The 19733-nt window shown below is 34.2% G+C and carries 23 protein-coding genes and 1 pseudogene; 22 read left to right on the top strand and 2 right to left on the bottom strand.

All coding sequences use genetic code 11. The features are described from left to right. Positions 1-13 precede the first annotated feature (13 nt). The gene (locus QQS35_RS04555) at positions 14-1072 is read right to left on the bottom strand and encodes an NlpC/P60 family protein (RefSeq protein WP_285930678.1); all 1059 of its coding nucleotides are present in this window, start codon (positions 1070-1072) and stop codon (positions 14-16) included. A gap of 175 nt (positions 1073-1247) precedes the next feature. On the opposite strand from QQS35_RS04555, the gene QQS35_RS04550 reads away from it, so the two are divergent. The 11 genes and pseudogenes from QQS35_RS04550 (at position 1248) to QQS35_RS04500 (ending at position 8105) form a co-directional block, all read left to right on the top strand. After that, positions 1248-2000: an anthrax toxin lethal factor-related metalloendopeptidase gene (locus QQS35_RS04550; RefSeq protein WP_285930677.1), complete on the top strand. Its 753-nt coding sequence runs from the start codon at positions 1248-1250 to the stop codon at positions 1998-2000. A gap of 75 nt (positions 2001-2075) precedes the next feature. Further along, positions 2076-3035: a thymidylate synthase gene (locus tag QQS35_RS04545; protein WP_285930675.1), complete on the top strand. Its 960-nt coding sequence runs from the start codon at positions 2076-2078 to the stop codon at positions 3033-3035. Positions 3036-3056: 21 nt separating this feature from the next. Continuing rightward, positions 3057-3545: a dihydrofolate reductase gene (locus QQS35_RS04540; RefSeq protein WP_285930674.1), complete on the top strand. Its 489-nt coding sequence runs from the start codon at positions 3057-3059 to the stop codon at positions 3543-3545. A gap of 237 nt (positions 3546-3782) precedes the next feature. Beyond that, positions 3783-4207: pseudogene (locus QQS35_RS04535) on the top strand (NUDIX hydrolase). Positions 4208-4272: 65 nt separating this feature from the next. Then, the gene (locus QQS35_RS04530; protein ID WP_285930673.1) at positions 4273-4716 is read left to right on the top strand and encodes an NUDIX domain-containing protein; all 444 of its coding nucleotides are present in this window, start codon (positions 4273-4275) and stop codon (positions 4714-4716) included. A 50-nt stretch (positions 4717-4766) separates the two neighbouring features. Continuing rightward, positions 4767-5297 (top strand): DinB family protein, encoded by a 531-nt coding sequence (locus tag QQS35_RS04525; RefSeq protein WP_285930671.1) that lies wholly within the window; start codon positions 4767-4769, stop codon positions 5295-5297. A gap of 101 nt (positions 5298-5398) precedes the next feature. Next, complete coding sequence (locus tag QQS35_RS04520; RefSeq protein WP_285930670.1) at positions 5399-6370, top strand: DMT family transporter; 972 nt, start codon at positions 5399-5401, stop codon at positions 6368-6370. A 232-nt stretch (positions 6371-6602) separates the two neighbouring features. Beyond that, on the top strand, positions 6603-6800 hold the full coding sequence (tatA, locus tag QQS35_RS04515) for a twin-arginine translocase TatA/TatE family subunit (protein WP_285930669.1): 198 nt from the start codon (positions 6603-6605) through the stop codon (positions 6798-6800). A gap of 18 nt (positions 6801-6818) precedes the next feature. Next, the gene (gene tatA, locus QQS35_RS04510) at positions 6819-6998 is read left to right on the top strand and encodes a twin-arginine translocase TatA/TatE family subunit (RefSeq protein ID WP_285930667.1); all 180 of its coding nucleotides are present in this window, start codon (positions 6819-6821) and stop codon (positions 6996-6998) included. 97 nt (positions 6999-7095) lie between these two features. After that, positions 7096-7851, top strand: a complete 756-nt coding sequence (gene tatC / locus QQS35_RS04505) for a twin-arginine translocase subunit TatC (protein WP_285930666.1) — start codon at positions 7096-7098, stop codon at positions 7849-7851. A 35-nt stretch (positions 7852-7886) separates the two neighbouring features. Further along, on the top strand, positions 7887-8105 hold the full coding sequence (locus QQS35_RS04500) for a YozE family protein (protein ID WP_285930665.1): 219 nt from the start codon (positions 7887-7889) through the stop codon (positions 8103-8105). A gap of 91 nt (positions 8106-8196) precedes the next feature. Here the strand turns inward: QQS35_RS04500 and QQS35_RS04495 are convergent, their stop codons facing one another. Then, positions 8197-8523: a YolD-like family protein gene (locus QQS35_RS04495; protein WP_285930664.1), complete on the bottom strand. Its 327-nt coding sequence runs from the start codon at positions 8521-8523 to the stop codon at positions 8197-8199. 129 nt (positions 8524-8652) lie between these two features. Here QQS35_RS04495 and QQS35_RS04490 point away from each other — a divergent pair, with 129 nt between their 5' ends. From QQS35_RS04490 to QQS35_RS04440, 11 genes are all read left to right on the top strand, one after another. Further along, a complete protein-coding gene (locus QQS35_RS04490; RefSeq protein ID WP_285930663.1) occupies positions 8653-8799 on the top strand; it encodes a hypothetical protein in 147 nt (48 codons plus the stop codon). Positions 8800-9044: 245 nt separating this feature from the next. Beyond that, positions 9045-9800 carry an alpha/beta hydrolase family protein gene (locus QQS35_RS04485; RefSeq protein ID WP_285930662.1) on the top strand — a complete coding sequence of 252 codons (756 nt, stop codon included), beginning with the start codon at positions 9045-9047 and terminating at the stop codon, positions 9798-9800. A gap of 251 nt (positions 9801-10051) precedes the next feature. Continuing rightward, positions 10052-11206 carry an exonuclease SbcCD subunit D gene (locus QQS35_RS04480; RefSeq protein WP_285930661.1) on the top strand — a complete coding sequence of 385 codons (1155 nt, stop codon included), beginning with the start codon at positions 10052-10054 and terminating at the stop codon, positions 11204-11206. Position 11207: 1 nt separating this feature from the next. Continuing rightward, positions 11208-14315 carry an AAA family ATPase gene (locus QQS35_RS04475; protein WP_285930659.1) on the top strand — a complete coding sequence of 1036 codons (3108 nt, stop codon included), beginning with the start codon at positions 11208-11210 and terminating at the stop codon, positions 14313-14315. A gap of 167 nt (positions 14316-14482) precedes the next feature. Next, positions 14483-14866 carry a DUF5365 family protein gene (locus QQS35_RS04470; RefSeq protein WP_285930657.1) on the top strand — a complete coding sequence of 128 codons (384 nt, stop codon included), beginning with the start codon at positions 14483-14485 and terminating at the stop codon, positions 14864-14866. Between the two features lie 83 nt (positions 14867-14949). After that, positions 14950-15198 carry a DUF2584 family protein gene (locus tag QQS35_RS04465; protein ID WP_285930656.1) on the top strand — a complete coding sequence of 83 codons (249 nt, stop codon included), beginning with the start codon at positions 14950-14952 and terminating at the stop codon, positions 15196-15198. A gap of 411 nt (positions 15199-15609) precedes the next feature. Then, entirely contained in the window at positions 15610-16182 is a 573-nt protein-coding gene (gene vrrA / locus QQS35_RS04460; RefSeq protein ID WP_285930655.1) for a VrrA/YqfQ family protein, read from the top strand. Positions 16183-16270: 88 nt separating this feature from the next. Then, positions 16271-17239, top strand: a complete 969-nt coding sequence (gene msrA, locus QQS35_RS04455) for a peptide-methionine (S)-S-oxide reductase MsrA (RefSeq protein ID WP_285930653.1) — start codon at positions 16271-16273, stop codon at positions 17237-17239. Positions 17240-17362: 123 nt separating this feature from the next. Then, positions 17363-18436, top strand: a complete 1074-nt coding sequence (locus QQS35_RS04450; RefSeq protein ID WP_285930651.1) for an AbrB family transcriptional regulator — start codon at positions 17363-17365, stop codon at positions 18434-18436. A 151-nt stretch (positions 18437-18587) separates the two neighbouring features. Beyond that, entirely contained in the window at positions 18588-18791 is a 204-nt protein-coding gene (locus QQS35_RS04445; protein ID WP_285930649.1) for a DUF6501 family protein, read from the top strand. 340 nt (positions 18792-19131) lie between these two features. Continuing rightward, positions 19132-19683 (top strand): histidine phosphatase family protein, encoded by a 552-nt coding sequence (locus QQS35_RS04440; protein WP_285930647.1) that lies wholly within the window; start codon positions 19132-19134, stop codon positions 19681-19683. Positions 19684-19733 lie beyond the last annotated feature (50 nt).

Here is a 19733-nt window from a genome sequence, read left to right as displayed (position 1 = left end):
GTATGTGTACGAGTTATTTTTGAATAACTACACGTTTAGCTCCTATATATTTTTCACTCCAATAAGAATTATCCATACTACTAACTTCTACACCTCTCGATTCACCGGCATGAATGAATTCGCCATTTCCGACATAGATTCCCATGTGCGAAGGGCCTGCTTTATATGTTTCGTAGAAAACAAAATCTCCGATGGAAAGATTTTCTACTGGTTTCGTCATATTCCAAATATCAGATACCGTTCGTGGGACATTAATTCCTAGTGATTGAAAAACATATTGGATAAATCCACTACAATCAAACCCACTTGGAGAAGTTCCACCCCAAACATAAGGAGTTCCAACTAACTCTTTCGCATTCGTTATTAGATTTGAAGTATTAAAGCTTTGCTGTGTTTCAGTTTTTTCAACCTTCTTAGTATCACTTTTTGTTTCTTGTGATTTTTCTGTTTGTTGAGATTGTTCAAGTTCCTCTTTTGGTTGTTTATTTTCTGTTTGTGGTTCGGCAGTATAAATCGCATCGATTGTTTTTTCATTTACTTCTTTTTCTACTTCTAATCCATTGTCTTCTTGAAAGGCTTTAAGAGCGCGGTCTGTCATCGGTCCGTAAATACCGTCTATTTCTTCTTTGTAGTATCCGAAATAATGAAGCGCCTTTTGAATTGTTTTGATTTCTTCTCCCGTATCACCAGGATGAAACGTACTTTTAATTGACTTTAATGGTCGTAAATATTTCTCGCGTTCAAGTGTCACAATCTTGTTAACGGTGATAATATCCGCCTTACCACTAACAGTAATATCATTCTCATGTTGTAGTTTCTTTAATGCATGCTCTGTTAATACTCCAAATTCTCCATCTATTGATTTATCATAGTACGAAAGTTTGTTTAGTTTATGCTGAAGTACTCTTACAGCGGCGCTGTGCTGACCATATTCAAGTGTAGTAGATTCTTCTAACACCTCATTTTGTAACATTGGGTATGCATCTACATAAAAGGAGAATGGTTGACTTAGTACAAATCCATAAGCCATGGAATGTTTGACGACGTGCTGCACATTTCCATTAGTTAGCATGCAAAACTCCCCTTTCCATTATTGTTCTCTTTTCAAGGTTTATGTAAATAAAAGCAGAATATACCGCAAATAAATAAACGAAATATTTTTGTAATATGTTACAATTAGATTACCTACTTTTTTAACTTCAACAAGATTATTAAGTGTGTATTTCTGGTTTGGCTTTGGGACTAGAATGAAAATATGGTTAAAGCGAATAAGGGTTATGGTTATCATTTTATTCTTTTCATTTCTTCCTTATGTTGAAATTACAAGACCGTTTAATGGAATAATGCTGCAACACGCAAAAGGTAATCAGGACCTATTACAATTACAGTCACTTAAAAATGCTGATTTGTTATACAAATTAATCATCATTCCTGAAAAGTTAACAGATACTAAATCGTTATCTAACATGGTTAATCGGATCAACCGTATTGATCGTGCATTATTAGAAATGCTCGTAGATCAAGGTGTAAAGGTAAGACTATTTGAAGGAAAACTAACAGATGAGCCTTTGTTATATTATTTAAAATGGGACCAACCACGTGGCTGGAAGCGAGAAACAACCTGGGAGAACGTACCAGGATCAGGTGGTAGTTGGTTAGTATCTGCTAAAATAGGAGCAAGTATGCCTGGCAAAGGTCATAGTTCAATAAATTTAGAACTACATGAAATAGGGCACACGGTATATCACGTGTTAATGAATGACCCTAGTTATGCTACTAAAATACAACATGCATGGAACAAAGAAGTCGAATTCATGTTTTCTGGACAAGACTACTTTGTAAATTACCCATCAGAATATTTTGCTGAAATGTTTGCGTATTATTATAAAAATAAAAGAACGAATGCTATTATAAAATTAAAAGCGCCAGTTACCTATGAACTTTTTAATGAGTTTTCATCGATAACTTTTACTAACTTTGATCAGATATATTTGGATTAAAGGATTATATAAATCTATCTTTCTATTTTAATGAGTTTTAAAAGTGAACATGTCTTAATGAAGGAGCGTAATACTATGGCAACAGGTGAACAAGCCTATTTGGATTTGTGTAGAACGGTTTTAGAAACTGGATCTAAAAAAGAAGATCGTACGAATACAGGTACACTATCTGTATTTGGACATCAAATGCGATTTGATTTAAGTCAAGGGTTTCCATTATTAACAACAAAGCGCGTTCCTTTCCGTCTAATCGCAAGTGAATTACTCTGGTTTATTAAAGGTGATACAAATATCCAGTATTTACTAAAATATAACAACAATATTTGGAATGAGTGGGCGTTTAAACAATGGGTAGAAAGTGAAGCCTATAGTGGACCCGACATGACTGATTTTGGGAACAGAAGTCAAACAGATGCACAGTTTCATGAACTATATTCGATTGAGATGGAGAAGTTTAAAGAGAAAATAGTAAATGATGATGCATTTGCAGAAAAGTATGGAAATCTTGGATCTGTTTATGGACAACAGTGGCGCGCATGGAAGACGTCTCAAGGTGAAACAATTGATCAATTAAAACAAGTTATTGAATCAATTAAAGTAAATCCAGATTCTAGAAGACATATGGTTACTGCGTGGAACCCAGAAGATGTTCCTTCTAATATGGCATTACCACCATGCCACACCATGTTCCAGTTTTATGTTGCAGAAGGAAAATTGTCTTGTCAATTATACCAACGAAGTGGAGACGTATTTCTTGGTGTCCCTTTTAACATTGCGAGTTATGCATTACTAACCCACCTTATTGCACATGAATGTAATTTAGAGGTTGGTGAGTTTATTCACACATTAGGTGATGCGCATATTTATTCCAATCATATAGAACAAGTAAATACACAACTTAACCGAACACCGATGAATTTTCCAACATTAAAATTAAACCAATCCATTACCTCTATATTCGATTTTGAAATGGAAGATATGGAGATAGTAAATTATGAGTCACATTCAGCAATAAAAGCACCCGTTGCTGTTTAAGATTAAACAAGGAGGTCAAGTATGATTTCATTGCTTTACGCTATGGACCGAAACCGAGTAATTGGACATAATAATACATTACCTTGGAGATTGCCAAGTGATTTGAAGTTCTTTAAAAATTTAACTACCTCAAACATTGTTATTATGGGAAGAAAAACATTTGATTCGATGAATGGTCCGCTACCAAACCGTACAAATGTTGTGATTACACGAGATACTTCATACGAACAACAAGACTGTCAGGTCATCCATTCGATTGACACGGTAATTGAATGGAGTAAAGAAAACCCTAAAGTAGAGTATTTCGTTATCGGTGGAGGAAATATTTTCGAACAAATACTTCCTTACGCTGATCGTATGTATATGACGCTAATAGACGAAGATTTTCCTGGCGATACGTATTTTCCTGATTTTGATGAACAAGAATGGGAAACCACCAAAAAAGAAAAAGGTATTAAAGATGAAAAAAATATTTATGATTATTATTTTATTCAATATAATCGTAAATAAGGATACTGTTATCTGAAGTGAATACTATAAAGACAGACCATCTAATTTATATGAAATTTAGATGGTCTGTTTTGTTGTTTACTGGACTAATCATTAATTCGTAAGATATTTTGGATATTTATGTTAAAATTAGTTAGTGAATTTGTAGGTTTAAAATTGCATGCAGTAGAACGCACACTATAACTGCCTACTATTCGATTATTGTAAAAAGCTTTTCAACGCAAAAATCCACTTGGAATGGAGGATACATATATGAACAACCTACCTAAACATATAGTTTCTGGAGCTACTGTTGTACTTAATGCTAAAAATGAAATTTTATTAATTAAAGGACCACGTCGAGGTTGGGAAATTCCTGGTGGACAGGTAGAAGAAGGAGAATCATTAAAGCATGCTGCAATTAGAGAGACAAAAGAAGAGTCAGGGATAACGGTTGAAATCACAAAGTATTGTGGTCTATTTCAATATGTTAATCTATCCATTTGTAATCATTTATTTTTGGCTGTTCCAATCGGTGGTGAACTAACAACAAGTGCCGAAGCTTAGAAGTCGGCTATTTCCCTATTGATAAAGGATTAGATATGGTAACATGGAAAAATTTCAGACAAAGAATTGAATATTGCTTAGACGACAACTCACAGCACTTTTATGTTGAATGTTGATGGATGTAGATTGATTTAAGGGGTTTAAAGCATAAGAAAAACAGCTTTCAGGAAGTGAAAAATGAATGATAAGAAAAGCGGTTGGCGCAATCATATCATGTAATCAAGAGTATATAATTATACACAAAGTAAAAATGAATATAAATGATGAAAAACAGAGTATTGACGGTGAATGGGATTTTGTGAAAGGTGGAGTAGAGGAACACGATCTCGATTTACAGAATGCTATCCTAAGAGAGTTGAAAGAAGAAACAGGCTCATGTGATTACAAAATTATAAATCAATTAGATGAAAAAATACACTTTCAATTCCCCCTTGAAATACAGTCTGAAATAGGTTATCAAAAACAAGAGATAACGATGTTTCATGTTGAGTTTTACGGTGACAAAACTACGCTTAAACCAATAGATGATGAAATTAAAGATATTAAGTTTCTTCAGAAGAGAGAAGTGTTAACTGTTTTAACGCATAAAGAAACAAGAGATTATTTTGTGAGACATTTTGGCTAATAGTAATACAGCCAAAATTTTAAAAGTAAGTAATTGGACGGAGGTGAAGTATGGTTGATTACAGAATACGAAATCAGGATGGTTTTACTGAAAAAGTTGGAGAACTCGTTTCTATGCTTGAGCATACACGAGCGGTTACATGGGATGAAATACAAGATTTAACTCAGTCTGATTTAGATTTCCTCGTTGATACCAGTGCTAACACAATTGGCGCTTTACTATTACATATTGCATCGATTGAGTTTGTTCATCAAATTATATCAAATGAAAAAAGGGATTTAACTGAAACTGAGTTCTCTAAATGGGGCGCAGCTTTAGAACTTGGAGACAAGGCAAGAGAGGTAATAAACAAACAATCCCTAGATTATTATCTAAATCAATTATCAGAAGTTAGAAGTAATACCTTAACATTGTTAAAGTCAAAGAATGATAGCTGGTTGCTTGAGGAGAACAAATGGGGAAATGATATACCATATAATAATTATTACCTTTGGTTTCATGTAATGGAGGATGAAATGAACCACCGTGGACAAATAAGAATGATGAAAAGGTTGATAATAAATAAAAAGAGAACAAACTAGAACGATAAAACACAGAATACCAGGATTAATCGTTAGTGTTTATTCAACGCTTTTATTGTAATTGTATGAATAATGTTTTTTATGTGAGGGGCTATTATTAGATGAAAGGTTTGTTACTCGGTATTATAGCAGCATTTTTCTTTTCGTTTACATTTCTTATTAATAGAATGATGGAGATAGGCGGGGGAAGTTGGTATTTTAGTTCTTCCCTTCGTTTTTTTTTCATGATTCCATTTCTTGTTTTAATTGTTTGGTTTAAAAGTGGATTTTCACCATTATGGAATTCTATTAAAGCTAACCCAATTCCTTGGTTTCTCTGGAGCTTCGTTGGTTTTGTCTTATTTTATGCACCGATTACCTTTGCTGCAGGGTTCGCACCTGGATGGCTTGTTGCTGGAACCTTTCAATTAACTATTGTAGCAGGTATGTTATTATCCCCTTTATTTTGGCAGGAAACTAGTGACGGGTTACGAAGCAGGCAGGCTATTCCGATACGTTCTTTGTTTTCTTCTCTTGTAATTTTTACTGGGGTTTTATTTATTCAATGGCAACATGCCACACAAATTTCGCTAGGCATCGCTTTTTTAGCAGCCTTTCCTGTTATAATTTCCGCCTTTTCTTATCCGCTTGGAAATCGCAAAATGATGGAACTTACAGATGGAAAGTTGGATACTTTTTCAAGAGTACTTGGTATGACATTAATGTCGACCCCTGCTTGGATCGTTTTATTTATCATAGGAACGATAAAGCATGGCCTTCCATCCTCAACACAGGTAGGACAAACAGCAATGGTTGCTGTTTGTTCAGGTGTTATCGCTACCCTACTTTTCTTTTATGCTACTGATTTAGTTAGAAAACAACCAAATCAGTTAGCAGCAGTGGAAGCCACTCAATCCATGGAAGTGTTATTTGCACTTGGATTGGAATTAATCATAATTAATGCTATTATTCCTTCAACTCCAGCCTTTATTGGGTTACTGCTGATTATAGTTGGTATGTTACTGCATAGCTTTTTATCACGACCTACACAAAGGATAAAAATAGACAAGGAATTGCCAGAAAAAGTTCTTTAGGTAAAAAATAGAGTGATGATTTTTATTCGCAACTGTATAACAACTCTACAAATAAAGACAAATTTATGGACAAATTGTCATTAAAGCAGTATCATTTTTGTGAAATATTAAAGAATATAGGACAACTAGAAAAAAACGTGTTAAGATGTAGTTAAAATTATAATACAATAAAGTTTATTTTCATGTTTTTGGAAGAAACTTATGAGATACTATGAATGAAGAGGTGAATAAAATGCCATCTACAATTGGTATTCCAGGTTTAATACTTATCGTAATTATCGCATTAATTGTTTTTGGACCGAAAAAGCTTCCTGAGATTGGAAAAGCAACTGGCCAAACATTACGTGAGTTCAAGAAATCTGCACGTAATCTTTCTGAAGATGATTCTTCAGAAAAAAAATCTTTAACTAATGACGAATCTAATAAATAAACATCGGAGTGATGTATTGTGGGTTTAGGAAGTATCGGGTTTCCAGGGTTAATCTTAATCATCATTGTTGCATTGATTGTTTTTGGACCTTCAAAATTACCCGAAATGGGCAAAGCTGTTGGTAGCTCTTTACGGGAATTTAAGAAGGCCACAAAAGATATCATGTCTGACGAAGACGATAACAAAGATAAAAAATAAATTAAATTTTGAAGGTGTAAGGGATCCTAACCTTACATCTTCTTTTATTCACAGTATTATTGAAAATTAGCTGATGATGGTTTTAAGGAGGGTTTATATGTCTAAGGAAGAAGAAACTTTTGCAGAGTCAGAGATGAATTATTTAGACCACTTCACAGAATTACGAAGACGGTTAATTTGGACAGCAATTGTTTTTTTAATCTTTTTTATTATCGGTTTTTTGTTCGTTAAAGATATTGAAAGTTTTTTTATGAAAGACATTGATATTACGTTGACATTAATTGCACCAGGTGAAATCATTTGGATCTACTTTACGATGGCTCTGCTTGTTGGTGCGGTGGGTACGATTCCATTTTTATGCATCCAAGCTTGGCTATTTGTGCGACCAGGTTTGACACCGAAAGAGCGTAAAGTATCGTTATCTTACATACCTGCAGTATTCATTCTTTTTGCTGGAGGATTGATTTTCGGTTATTATGTGTTTGTTGAACTTATTTTACCTTTTTTACTATCATTGAATGATGGTATGTTTAATGAAATGTTTACAGTTGAAAACTATTTCCGCTTTCTGTTTCGTGTTACTGTTCCATTTGCTGTCTTGTTTGAGATTCCAATTATTACGATGTTTTTGACTAGCTTAGGAATCGTAACGCCTGCTTTTCTACGAAAAACAAGGAAATATGCTTATTTTGTATTAATCGTAATTGGAACAATGATTTCGCCACCAGATTTCATCTTACAGTTAGTTGTTGCTGTTCCTTTAATCATCCTTTATGAAATTAGTGTCGTACTCTCAGGTTTTGTCTATCGAAGCAAAAAAAACCAGCATGAGGAATTTATGGACGAGTCTTGAAAAATAAGTCAACGATTTGAGTGAGGTGATGTTAGATGCGCTCGTTTTATCACTACATGATGCGATACCGCGGGGTTAAAAAACCGACATATGAAAGCAGGTTAGCGGATTGGATGTTTAGAGACCATGATTTCCCTAAACAATCTACGTCCTATCATGAAATTAGCAGCTATTTGGAATGGAATATCCCGTTTACCGAGGCAGTCCAAGTTTTTGACCGACTCTGGGATGATTATAGTACAAATGAAAGTTAAGCCCTGATCACTCAGGGCTTTTATTAAAAGCTAAGAGTATAAAAAGTTCGGAGATGTCTAGCTCCAGCGCTTCTCTTATGTCATCAAATCGTTAGATCTTCTCAATTTCTATAACATCTACTAATTCAATCGTTAATAGACCGTTAGCTCCCATTAATTTTAACGTATGGTTATTTCTATTAATCGATGTAATTATTCCTCTGTATTCACGGGAAATTTGTCTGTTAAATACAGTGATGGACACGAGGAATTTACTTTCCAATGCTTCCAACATAATCAGATTAATTTGTTCCAACTCTTGCTCATCTAACAAAGGTTTTGTTTGTGTTTTATCTTCATTCCATAGCTTCTTTAACATTTCTACATGTTCAGGTAACATTAGTGATGTCCACTTAATTGTGCCTCTGTCATTAACCATTATGTTTAGCCTCTTTTCTTGTATTGCTCTCATAAAGTACTTTTTTATTATAACCAAACATTTGTTCTTATTCAACAAATTAAGAACAAATGTTCGTGTTCACTATAAAAAAAGGAGGAGGATTTGGTCATGACAATCAAACAAATTGAACGATGTAGCAACATGACAGTTGAAATAATTTATTGTTCCGCTCAAGGTGAATTTTCGAAGCGACGAGTAAAAGTAATAGAAATCAATGAAAAAAGTTATATGACAGACTGCTTACTAACTAAGTAAAGTTTTACTTTGGGCATCTATTTAACGTATTATTTGTCTGAGATAAAAACACTACAGTAATATATTATCTGTACTCACCTTGCAAAAGATAAGAAGTGATTTATCATCATTTAATTCTAATAAATATATGACATAGTTTATAATCAAGTATATTAATAGATAAAATAACAAAAAGCTCAAATTATTGTTTACAATGGGATTAACCAGATAGGTAATTTGAATTTCCAAATCATGGAGGTATAGAAATGAGCAGCTATCAAAAAGAAATTATAAAGATTAAACACCGAGGAAGGGAAATTTATGGAGTCTCTTACATGCCTAATAGTAAGAAAAAGTGCCCTGTTGTAATTTTTAGCCACGGTTTTAATGGAACTAATATAGATTTTGCAATGAATAGTGACTACTTAGCAAAGAATGGTGTGGGCGCATATTGTTTCGACTTTTGTGGTGGCTCCATTAACTCAAAAAGTGATCTTAAGACGAAAGAAATGACTATATTTACAGAAAAAGAAGATTTGAGCGCCGTGGTTGAAACGATAAGAAATTGGGAGACTGTTGACCAAGATAACGTCTTTTTATTTGGAGGAAGTATGGGCGGGTTAGTTTCAGCATTAGTAGCCGATGAATATGTAGAGGAAATTAAAGGACTTTTATTGCTATTTCCAGCGCTAGGTATTGCAGATAACTGGAATGAAAGATTTCCAACACTTAAGAGTATCCCTGATACGCATGAGTTATGGGGAGTTCAATTGGGGAGAACATTTTTTGAATCGATTCATGGATATGATGTATTTGACCATATTGGAGAATTCAATAAAAACGTTTTAATTTTTCACGGAAATCAGGATGAAATTGTAGAACTGGAATATGGTAAGAGGGCAGAAAAGCTATATCCACATGCTAAAATAGAAGTGTTTCCAGGAGAAGGTCACGGTTTTTCAGATGCTGCTAATAAAAAAGTCGCTGAGATGACCTATGAATTTGTAAAAGCTAATATCTAACATCTTAGTATGCCAACATTAAACTGAACAATTTTTATAAGGTTCTTAAAGCCTAATCCCTCGGTAAAAATAAGATGGATTGGGCTTTTTCACTTGACGTTTTTATTGGAAACTCTCTGACAATAGGTGGTGAATCTCTTGGCAACTTTTGGCATAAAACATGGTAGAGATGGTACATTCTTGTGGCTATAATCAACCAACAACAAAATCAATAAAACATGATAAAATGAAGATAGAAGGAGAGGAATAACGTGAAAATTTTACATACAGCTGACTGGCATTTGGGGAAAATCGTCAATAGTGTTCATATGACTGAAGACCAGTCTTATATATTAGATCAATTTATAACGATTGTGAAAAATGAGAAACCAGATGTAATCATTATAGCAGGAGATTTATATGATAGGTCTATTCCGCCTAAAGAAGCCGTTGAATTATTAAATCGAGTTCTAACAACAATTATTACAGATATTAATATACCAATTGTTGCGATATCAGGAAATCACGATAGCCCAGATCGTTTAGAGTTTGGTAGCCAACTTTTCAAATCACAACAATTGTATATCGAAACGAAATTAAAAGGCAACCTAGATCCAGTCACAATACAGGATCAGTTTGGACCTGTTCACTTTCACTTAATTCCATATATTGAGCCAGCGGATGCACGTGCATTTTTTCAAGACGAAACAATACAGTCACATCAAACAGCTATGCAAGCCGTTGTTAATCACATCGAACAGAACAATGATATGACTGCGCGACATGTGTTTGTAGGACATGCTTTCTTAGCTGGTGGAATGGAATCTGAATCAGAGGAAAGACTGTCAATGATTGGAGGCAGTCCGTATATAGATACAAACCTTTTCAAGAAGTTCACTTATGTAGCTCTTGGACATCTACATCAGCCACAGCGTGTAACGAGCGACACGATCCGATACAGTGGTTCGATATTAAAATACTCATTTTCAGAGGCGAACCATAAAAAATCAGTTACCGTTATAGATGTTGATGACGAAGGTAATTGTGATTTAGCTTTTGTCCCATTAGTACCAAAAAGAGATTTGAGAGTAATAGAATCCTATTTTGATGATCTAATTAGTGGGAAAGGTCACGCGGCCACCGAGGACTATTTGCATATTAGTTTACTTGATGATGGACAGCTTGTGGACCCAATGGGGAAATTACGCAAAAGGTACCCTAATATCTTGCGATTAGAGCGTAAGGTGTTGACTTCCAAAATGCAATTAAATGATTTAAATAGAATAAAAGAAAAACAAGAAATGACACATACACAACTATTTGAAGCTTTTTATCAAGAGATGAAAGGCGAGTCCATACCTGAAGAACGACAAAGTCAAATGGCTAAAATAGTACAAACACTAGTGGAACAAGAAAGGGGGAAATAAGATGCGTGCCCTTATATTAACAATGACTGCGTTTGGTCCCTATAGTAATCAACAAACCATTGATTTTAATGATTTAGGAGAAGAGTCAATTTTTCTTATAACAGGTCCAACAGGAGCTGGGAAAACGACGATTTTTGATGCAATTTGCTACGCGTTGTATGGTCGAGCAAGCGGGAGTGACCGTGATCAAGATTCTTTAAGAAGTCATTTTGCTACTGTTGACCAACCGACGGAAGTTACTTTTGTATTTAAGTTAAAGGGTCGAACATATCAAGTGACAAGATTTCCAAAACAACAAAAGCGAAAAGAACGAGGCGACGGTTATACCGAAGATCCAGCTCGTGCTGAATTATATGAATTAGTAGAAGGTAATCAAAAATTAATTGCTTCGAAAATAAAGGACGTCAACGAAACCTTGGAGGAAATGTTAGGGTTAGATTATGAACAATTCCGAAAGATGATTATGATTCCACAAGGGGAGTTCCGAAAATTAATCTCTGAAAATAGTAAAGAAAGAGAAGAAATTCTACAGAAGATATTTCGAACGCATTTTTATGAACGAATTACCGATGAGTTAAAAAAACAATCAAAGGAACTTCGTGAGAAAATAGAGCAAACAGAATGGAAAATTGAACAAGAAACGGAAAAAATCCAGTGGAGTTACAATGACGCTGAAGAAACGGAATCTACTGATGAATTGCTGATAAAATTAGCGGATGAAATAAATAAAAGTAAACAAGAGAATGACCAGTGGAATAAAGCGCTTAGCAAAGAGAAAGAGACATTAAAACTTGCCCAAGAAAAATATTATGCAGGAAAACAGTTAGCTGAAAAGTTTGAAGAATACGCGAAGTTAGAAAAAAATAAAACAGATCTTAAAAATCAACAAGCAGAAATAGACAAACAAACCGAAACACTTAAGTTAGCTCAAAAAGCTGCAGCAATCATTCCATTTGAAAACCAAACAAATGAACGTAAACAAGAATGGGTCGAGCAACATGAAAAGGAAGTAAAACAACAAGCAATCGTTGAGAAGTTGACTGAAAAATATAACGTAGTCCAGCAACACTACGAGGCTGAAGCGAACAATGAAAAAGAAAGAGAAAAATTAAAGGAGACAATTCAATCCAAAGAAGCCCAGCTGGAAAAACTAAATCATTATGTGAAGGTTAAAAGTGAGTGTAATAAAGTTGAACAGGAAAAAAAAGCTGAAAAAGGTAACATCGAAAAAATCCAGCGAGAAATCGAGCAATTAAATTCACAGTTAGATAGGCTTGAAAAACAATTGAATGAAGAAAATAAATGGACGATAGCATACTATCAATCAGAGGCTAAACTAAAAGAGACAACAGATAAACTGAATCGACTAAAACGACTACAAGTAGAAACTAATAAGTTAACGTCGATGCGCTCGAACTATCAAAAAGTAAACCAACAATACCAGAAGAAGCTTAAAACAATAGAAGAAAAACGCAAACAACTTCTAGATTTAGAAGAGGAACAGAAAAAGAATCACGCTTATTTGCTCGCCCAGCACCTACACGATGGAGCTCCTTGTCCTGTTTGTGGTTCAAAAGAGCATCCGAATTCTGCTCAAGAAAACAAATCAGCAATATCAGAAGAATCGATTAAGCTATTAAAAAAAGAATTACAAGACGAAGAGCGGGACCTTCCCAAATGGCAAGACAGTTATGTCCAAGTTAAATCAGATGGTCAAGCGCAGCGCAGTTTAGTAGAAGATATACACAAAGAATTTAAAGAACAATTACCTGATCTAGAAGAAAAAGCTATCAACGAAAAAATTATCGAGTGGGACAACCTACTTAATGAACTAAAGACAGAACGCGAAACAATTGAAAAAAATGTTCAATTAATTGAACAAGCTAAAAAACAGCGTGATAAAATTCAGCAAGATAAAAAAGAGAAAGAATCAAAATTTCAAGATCAAACAAAAACACTAGAAAAAATAAATGAATCATATATCCAGCTGCGTACGCAACAAGAAGCGATAGAAAAAGAGTTGCAAGAGCCAGAGACTAATCCGCGCACATTACAGGATGAGTTAGCACAATTGCAGGCAAAGTACAAACAATGGCTTAAGAACTGGGAAGACTTGCAAAAGCAGCATGAAGAAATGAAGCAGAACTTGCAACAAGCTACAACGGTTTTAGAACAACTACAATCATTCGTCATGAACACAAAACAACGCTATCAGGATCAATTAAACGTGTTAGATGATAAGATAGCTGAAAGTAACTTTTCTTCGTTAGAAGCCTATAAACAAGCTAAATGCTCTACTAGTGAGCAAGAAAGACTTCAAGAAAGCATACGTGACTTTGAAAAACGTAAAAGCTCTGTCCATGAAAGAATTGCTGATTTAGCCGAACAAGTCAAAGATCAAGAACAGCCCGACTTAGTCTTATTAAAGGATACAGTCGACAAACAAGAGGAAAATATAGAAAAAATGAATAAGTCCATCCATGCTCTGTCACTACAAATTGATCAGCATCAACATACAAAAGAAACAATAGAAGCACTGCGCAAAGATCAACTCAACTTAGCTAAGCAATATTATGATATAGGTGAATTAGCTGATTTAGCTAGGGGAGAAAACCATCTAAAATTATCATTTGAAAGATATGTATTATCTTCATTCCTAGATGAAATTCTTCTTCAAGCAAATATAAGATTAGATCAGCTGACAGAGCACAGATATCAATTAATCCGAAGTGATCAAGTAGCCAAACGAGGAGCGCAAAGTGGGCTTGATCTAGAAGTGTTAGATCATCATACTGGTCAACAAAGATCTGTAAAAACGTTGTCTGGTGGGGAAGGATTTAAAGCTGCGCTTAGTTTAGCTCTAGGCATGGCTGATGTCGTTCAAGCACATGCCGGTGGGGTCCAATTGGAAACATTATTTATTGATGAAGGTTTTGGTACATTAGATGAGTTATCACTAGAACAAGCGATTGATTGTCTTAAAGGGTTACAGCAAAGCAATCGGGTGCTAGGAATTATCTCACATGTGCCCCAACTAAAAGAAGAAATCCATGCTAAATTACAAATTATCCCTTCTCCACAAGGTTCTAGAGCAACATTTAGTTTCTAACAAGATTGCCAATTATTACTCCTTAAAAAGTCTAATAGTAACGTGGTATAGTATAAGAAATACAACGAACTAATTCCCTAAGCAATAGTAGGGGATTTAGTTCCATTTTAACCAAATAGAATAAATAATAGTTACTATTAGAGTGAGGTATTATTAGGAGGCAAATCATGAGAGTAATCACAGCATCAACTCCAGAGCAACAGCATTATGTAAAAAGCTTAATTGAAGAATTATATGTGACTGTATTCCCGTATTTTTTTTCGGATAATTACATAAAAAAGCTAAAAAACTTCGAGCTGATGCAAGCACCAAATTTAGAAGAATTAAGTTTGACAGAAATTATGGAAGTTACAGCAGCCTTTCAAACAATTACTACTATATTAAAACAATTGGGAAATTCTGATCAAATCATTCATGAATATGAAGATATCTTTAGCAAAAACACAAAAATATTAAGTAAATACAATATTGATTTTCCATTTCAGCTTATCGACTTTTTAACAAACAATCATACAGAAGTTGTAACAAACAAAAAATCTTTATATATGTAATATTTTCTTAATTATCTTAGATGTAGTAGGATATAAGTAACTAACAATGAATTGCAACAATCAAAAAAGTGGAGGGTTGAAAAATGTCCATGCCTCTTGTAGTAGATTGGCGATTAGTAACACATGGCAGGGAAAAACGTATTGAAAATAAGGAAAATATGTTTAAAATTACCTTTGACGGTTACAAGTTATATCCAATTAATCAAGTGATTGAGATTCGAAGACATGATAATTCAGACCAAATTGGAAGCGGGAAAATAGTAGAGTTAACTTGGAAAGAAGATACAACAATCTGCATTTATCAACTCATTTCTTTATATAACGTCAATTAACGACAGAGTAATATTTTACAGAACATCGATATAGGTAGATTGTTGCGCTTGCCCGGGAAATATCATAGTACTTTACACTTAATATAATTTCATGAAATTGTCATAACTGATTTATAAATCAATGTTTTTAATCAGTTATAATGAACATAACATGGAACGTGTAAGGATAATCTTAATCTTTGAAAGAGGGGATTACTATGTTTTCTGCAATCTTATTTGGAATTATACTTAGTGGCACAATCGGGTTAATTATAACTGCTGATATTATTTCAGATTAATATTAAAACCTTGTAAGAGTAGACGCTTTTGTCTACTCTTTTTAAATTCCTCTAATTCCATATAAAAGCCTACACCTATTTCATTCCCATACGTACAATAAACTAATAGCAAATACAGAAAAGAGGGATTCGTATGTTTTCAGGACCTCGTGGCCAGTCACCCTTTCAGCAAATGCCCAACCCAAATGCAATGAGACAATCACCGTTTTTTGGATCAGGTTTCGGTACACCGGTACCTCAACAAGCACCAGTAGCCAAAGGCGGTATTCAAGGTCTACTGCAAAAGTTTATGAAACCAGGAGCTGGAGCATCTCAGGGTTTAGTGCAAGGAACAGCAAAAGGGGCAACAAGTGGTGGAGGTATCACACAAACACTTGCTAATGTTCAACAAGTTATGAAAATGGCTCAGTCTGCATCACCTATTATTCAACAATATGGTCCAATGGTAAAAAACTTACCATCGATGCTCGCCATGCTTAAAGCTTTTAATGAAGCGGATGATGATGAAGAAAGTGATACAGACAATGAACTAGAAGATATAGATGACGACCACGAAACAGATAACGAAACAAATGATAAAACTAAAATTGATATAAAACAAGAAAATATAAATAAAGTAGAAACCGATTATAAAAAAACAAAAAAAGTTTCAAGTAAAAAACCAAAGCAATCAGACGGTTCTTCAACTCCAAAGTTGTTCATTTAATCAATTTTAATGCAGACTACTTGCTTTTTTCTCCTATTAGATTAAAAATGAAAATAAAGCATAGTAAAAAAAGTAGGAGGAGTGTTCTGTGAATAATAACAACTTTGAAAAGGCAACTTTTGCTGGAGGTTGCTTCTGGTGTATGGTAGAACCTTTTGATGAACAACCAGGAATTGAAACAGTGGTATCTGGTTATACAGGTGGAACAACAGAAAATCCGACCTATGAAGAAGTATGTTCCAATACAACTGGTCATGTGGAAGCAGTTCAAATTACATTCGATCCAGCAGTTTTTCCCTATAAGCGATTACTAGACGTTTTCTGGCAACAAATAGATCCTACAGACCCAGGTGGCCAGTTTAACGATCGCGGTGAATCGTATCAAACAGCGATATTTTTTCACAATGAGGAACAAAAGCGTGTTGCAGAAGACTCTAAACAGAAATTAGAGGAAAGTGGTAAGTTTAAAAAACCAATCGTAACAGAAATACTCCCAGCAGCAACATTTTACCCTGCTGAAGAGAAACACCAAGACTATTACAAAAAGCAATCGTTTCATTACCGTTTATATAAAAAAGGATCGGGTAGAGAAGATTTCATTAAAAATAATTGGTCTAAAAAGATTGATAAAAGCACATTAAAGGAAAAGCTAAGCCCAATACAATATCAAGTAACACAGGAAAATGGAACAGAAACCCCTTTTCAAAATGAATATTGGGATCATGACAAAGAGGGGATTTATGTGGATGTTGTAAGTGGAGAACCTTTGTTTTCTTCACAAGATAAATATGATGCTGGTTGCGGTTGGCCAAGCTTTACCAAGCCAATTGATCGTACGAATGTGAAAGAAAACATGGATACAACACATGGAATGAGACGAATAGAAATTCGAAGTAAAGATGCTGATTCACACTTAGGTCACGTTTTTGAAGATGGTCCAATTGAAAAAGGTGGACTTCGTTATTGCATGAATTCAGCTGCGATGCGTTTTATTCCAAAAGACGAAATGGAATCAGAGGGATATGGAGATTTGATCAATCTATTTAATGCTAAATAGCTACTATACTACCCTTGCCAAAATAAAGGCGGGGGTAGTTCTTTTAGGATGTAATTCTTTACTACATATTGAACGTGTAAATAAACTGATACATAGATTTACATTATTGAGAGAAGGATTTTTATGAAAGTAAAATATGGTATACAACTCGGTATTTCTTACGTTGCAGGAATTTCAGGTGGATTGCTATTTCATATTATTCACTTGCCACTCCCCTGGATTTTAGGACCATTACTTGCCATTTTGTTATGTAAAACATTTTTTCAATTTAAGGGCAGATCTTCGACAAGACTCCGTGACATTTGTTTTTCCATAACTGGTATCCAAATCGGTGCAACTTTTACAGATACGACCATTGATCATGTTTTGCCGTATTTATTACCTTATAGTTTATTGACGATTGTACTGATTGCCATCAGTTTGTTTAATGCTTACTTGCTTACCAAATGGATACCAATCGATATTCCAACTAGCCTGCTAGGAAGTGTACCTGGGGGGTTGTCTGCAATTATTGCATTAAGTGAATCCGTAAAAGCTAACACCGCACTAGTTACAATCTTTCACACAATTCGTTTAATGACAGTACTATTTGTTATACCTTTCCTAGCAACACAATTGCTTGCACCAGGTGCAAATGGGCAGGAACAATTAATGGAAGAAATCTTTGTTCCACAAGGGCCGTTATGGACAATTGTTATACTTTTTGCTATCTATGGATTGGCAGTGCTACTTCAACATAAAGTCCCGGCAGCATTGGTCATTATTCCAATGTTAATTGTAGCAATATTTCAAATTATAGATTATCCGCTTTATCACTTACCGAATGTATTTTTTCTGTTTGCCCAGTTAACCATCGGAATTTATTTAGGTTTTTCTGTTTCAATAAAAGATTTAAAAATTGCAGGTAAATATTGTGGTTACTACTTTGGATTAACGATTATTTTGTTAGCAGTTTCCTTTGGACTAGGTTATCTTTTCAGTTTGATAACACCAATGAACCTTGTCACAGCAATATTAAGCATTGCACCGGGGGGTCTAATTGAGATGGCATTAACTGCTCAAAGCGTCAGTGGAGACCCATCTATTGTAAGTTCCTTGCAGATGATTCGTATGTTAACGATTGTTCTACTTTTACCTATTGGATTAAAATACTTATTACCAAGACTTGATAAGACAAAATCAAGTAATAATGGATAGCAACATAAGAAAGGATCAGTATACATCAACCACTTTACGATAACATGATTATGTAAAGTCATGCATAAGAATTTTTAAAAGGTAATCTATCCTAATAAATGATATAATTTAGAAGAGATTTATTAAATGGTCAAATAAAGGAGTAATTTAAATGATTCACAAAGATTGGGAAAATAATAAAACAATCAAACAAATAAAATGTGTACATGCTAATGCGAAAAAATTTGTAGTTGATACAATGTTAACTCCAGGGAAAACATACGATGTAAAAAATGAAACAGAAGAATTTTACTTTATCATCGACAATTCGAACCGTATTGCTGGATTTAAAAAAGAATACTTCACTGAACTGTGACATTTTGAAAAACCGCGTATTGAGATATGCGGTTTCTTTTAAAAGTAAATCATTTATCTGGGGTAAGGTCTTATCAACATTTTTCCAACAACTAAACAAGGTAGAAAAGTAGTGTCTAGTCGCAGAAAACAATCATATAGATTAAGTTCTAATTATAAAATCAGAATTAATAAAATTTATTAATCTGGGTAATAGTAAATAGGATGTATTAAAAATGAATAAACTGTATTAATATAGGAAACTAATAGAGTAAAAAAATTCAATTTATTGGCAACTTTTGCTTGTCTTCATTAAGGTTTTGTCTAATAATGGAGTTAACTCGTTAATAGGAGATGATCTAGTGAAAAGACTATTTATGATTCGTCATTGTAACGCGGAAGGTCAACACAAGGATTCACCCTTAACAAAAGATGGTGTAAGACAATCACAATTCTTATCCAATATTCTTGCAAAATCAAATTTTCCGATCGATCGAATTATTTCTAGTCCTTTTCTGCGAGCGATAGAGAGCATAAAGCCTTACGCTCAAAGTAATAATCTTACTATTGAGGTCGATCAACGATTACAAGAAAGAATGTTAAGTGAAGAACCCATTGATGATTGGATGGACGTGTTAGAAGAATCTTTCACTAATTTAGATTTTCGTCTCCCAGGTGGCGAATCATCAAACGACGCTCTAGATAGATCTAGTCAAGTAATTGAAGAAGTATTAAACGATGATTCTTGTGAAAACATTGTTATCGTTACGCATGGAAATTTACTAGCTATTTTATTAAGTAAGTTCCAGGCCGATATCGGTTTTAGTCATTGGAAGGAATTTACCAATCCTGATATATTCATGGTACAAAAAACTGGTGGGGAATATGTAGTAGAAAGAATATGGAATTCATAAATTTATATTTAATATGAAATTATAGGCGTGTGAATGAACCACGCCTATTT

It is taken from the genome of Aquibacillus rhizosphaerae, from assembly GCF_030282825.1.
In the GTDB taxonomy this organism is placed as follows: domain Bacteria; phylum Bacillota; class Bacilli; order Bacillales; family Amphibacillaceae; genus Aquibacillus_C; species Aquibacillus_C rhizosphaerae.
The sequence above is the reverse complement of the archived record's forward strand: the minus strand, read 5'-3'. Positions and strand labels throughout refer to the sequence as shown.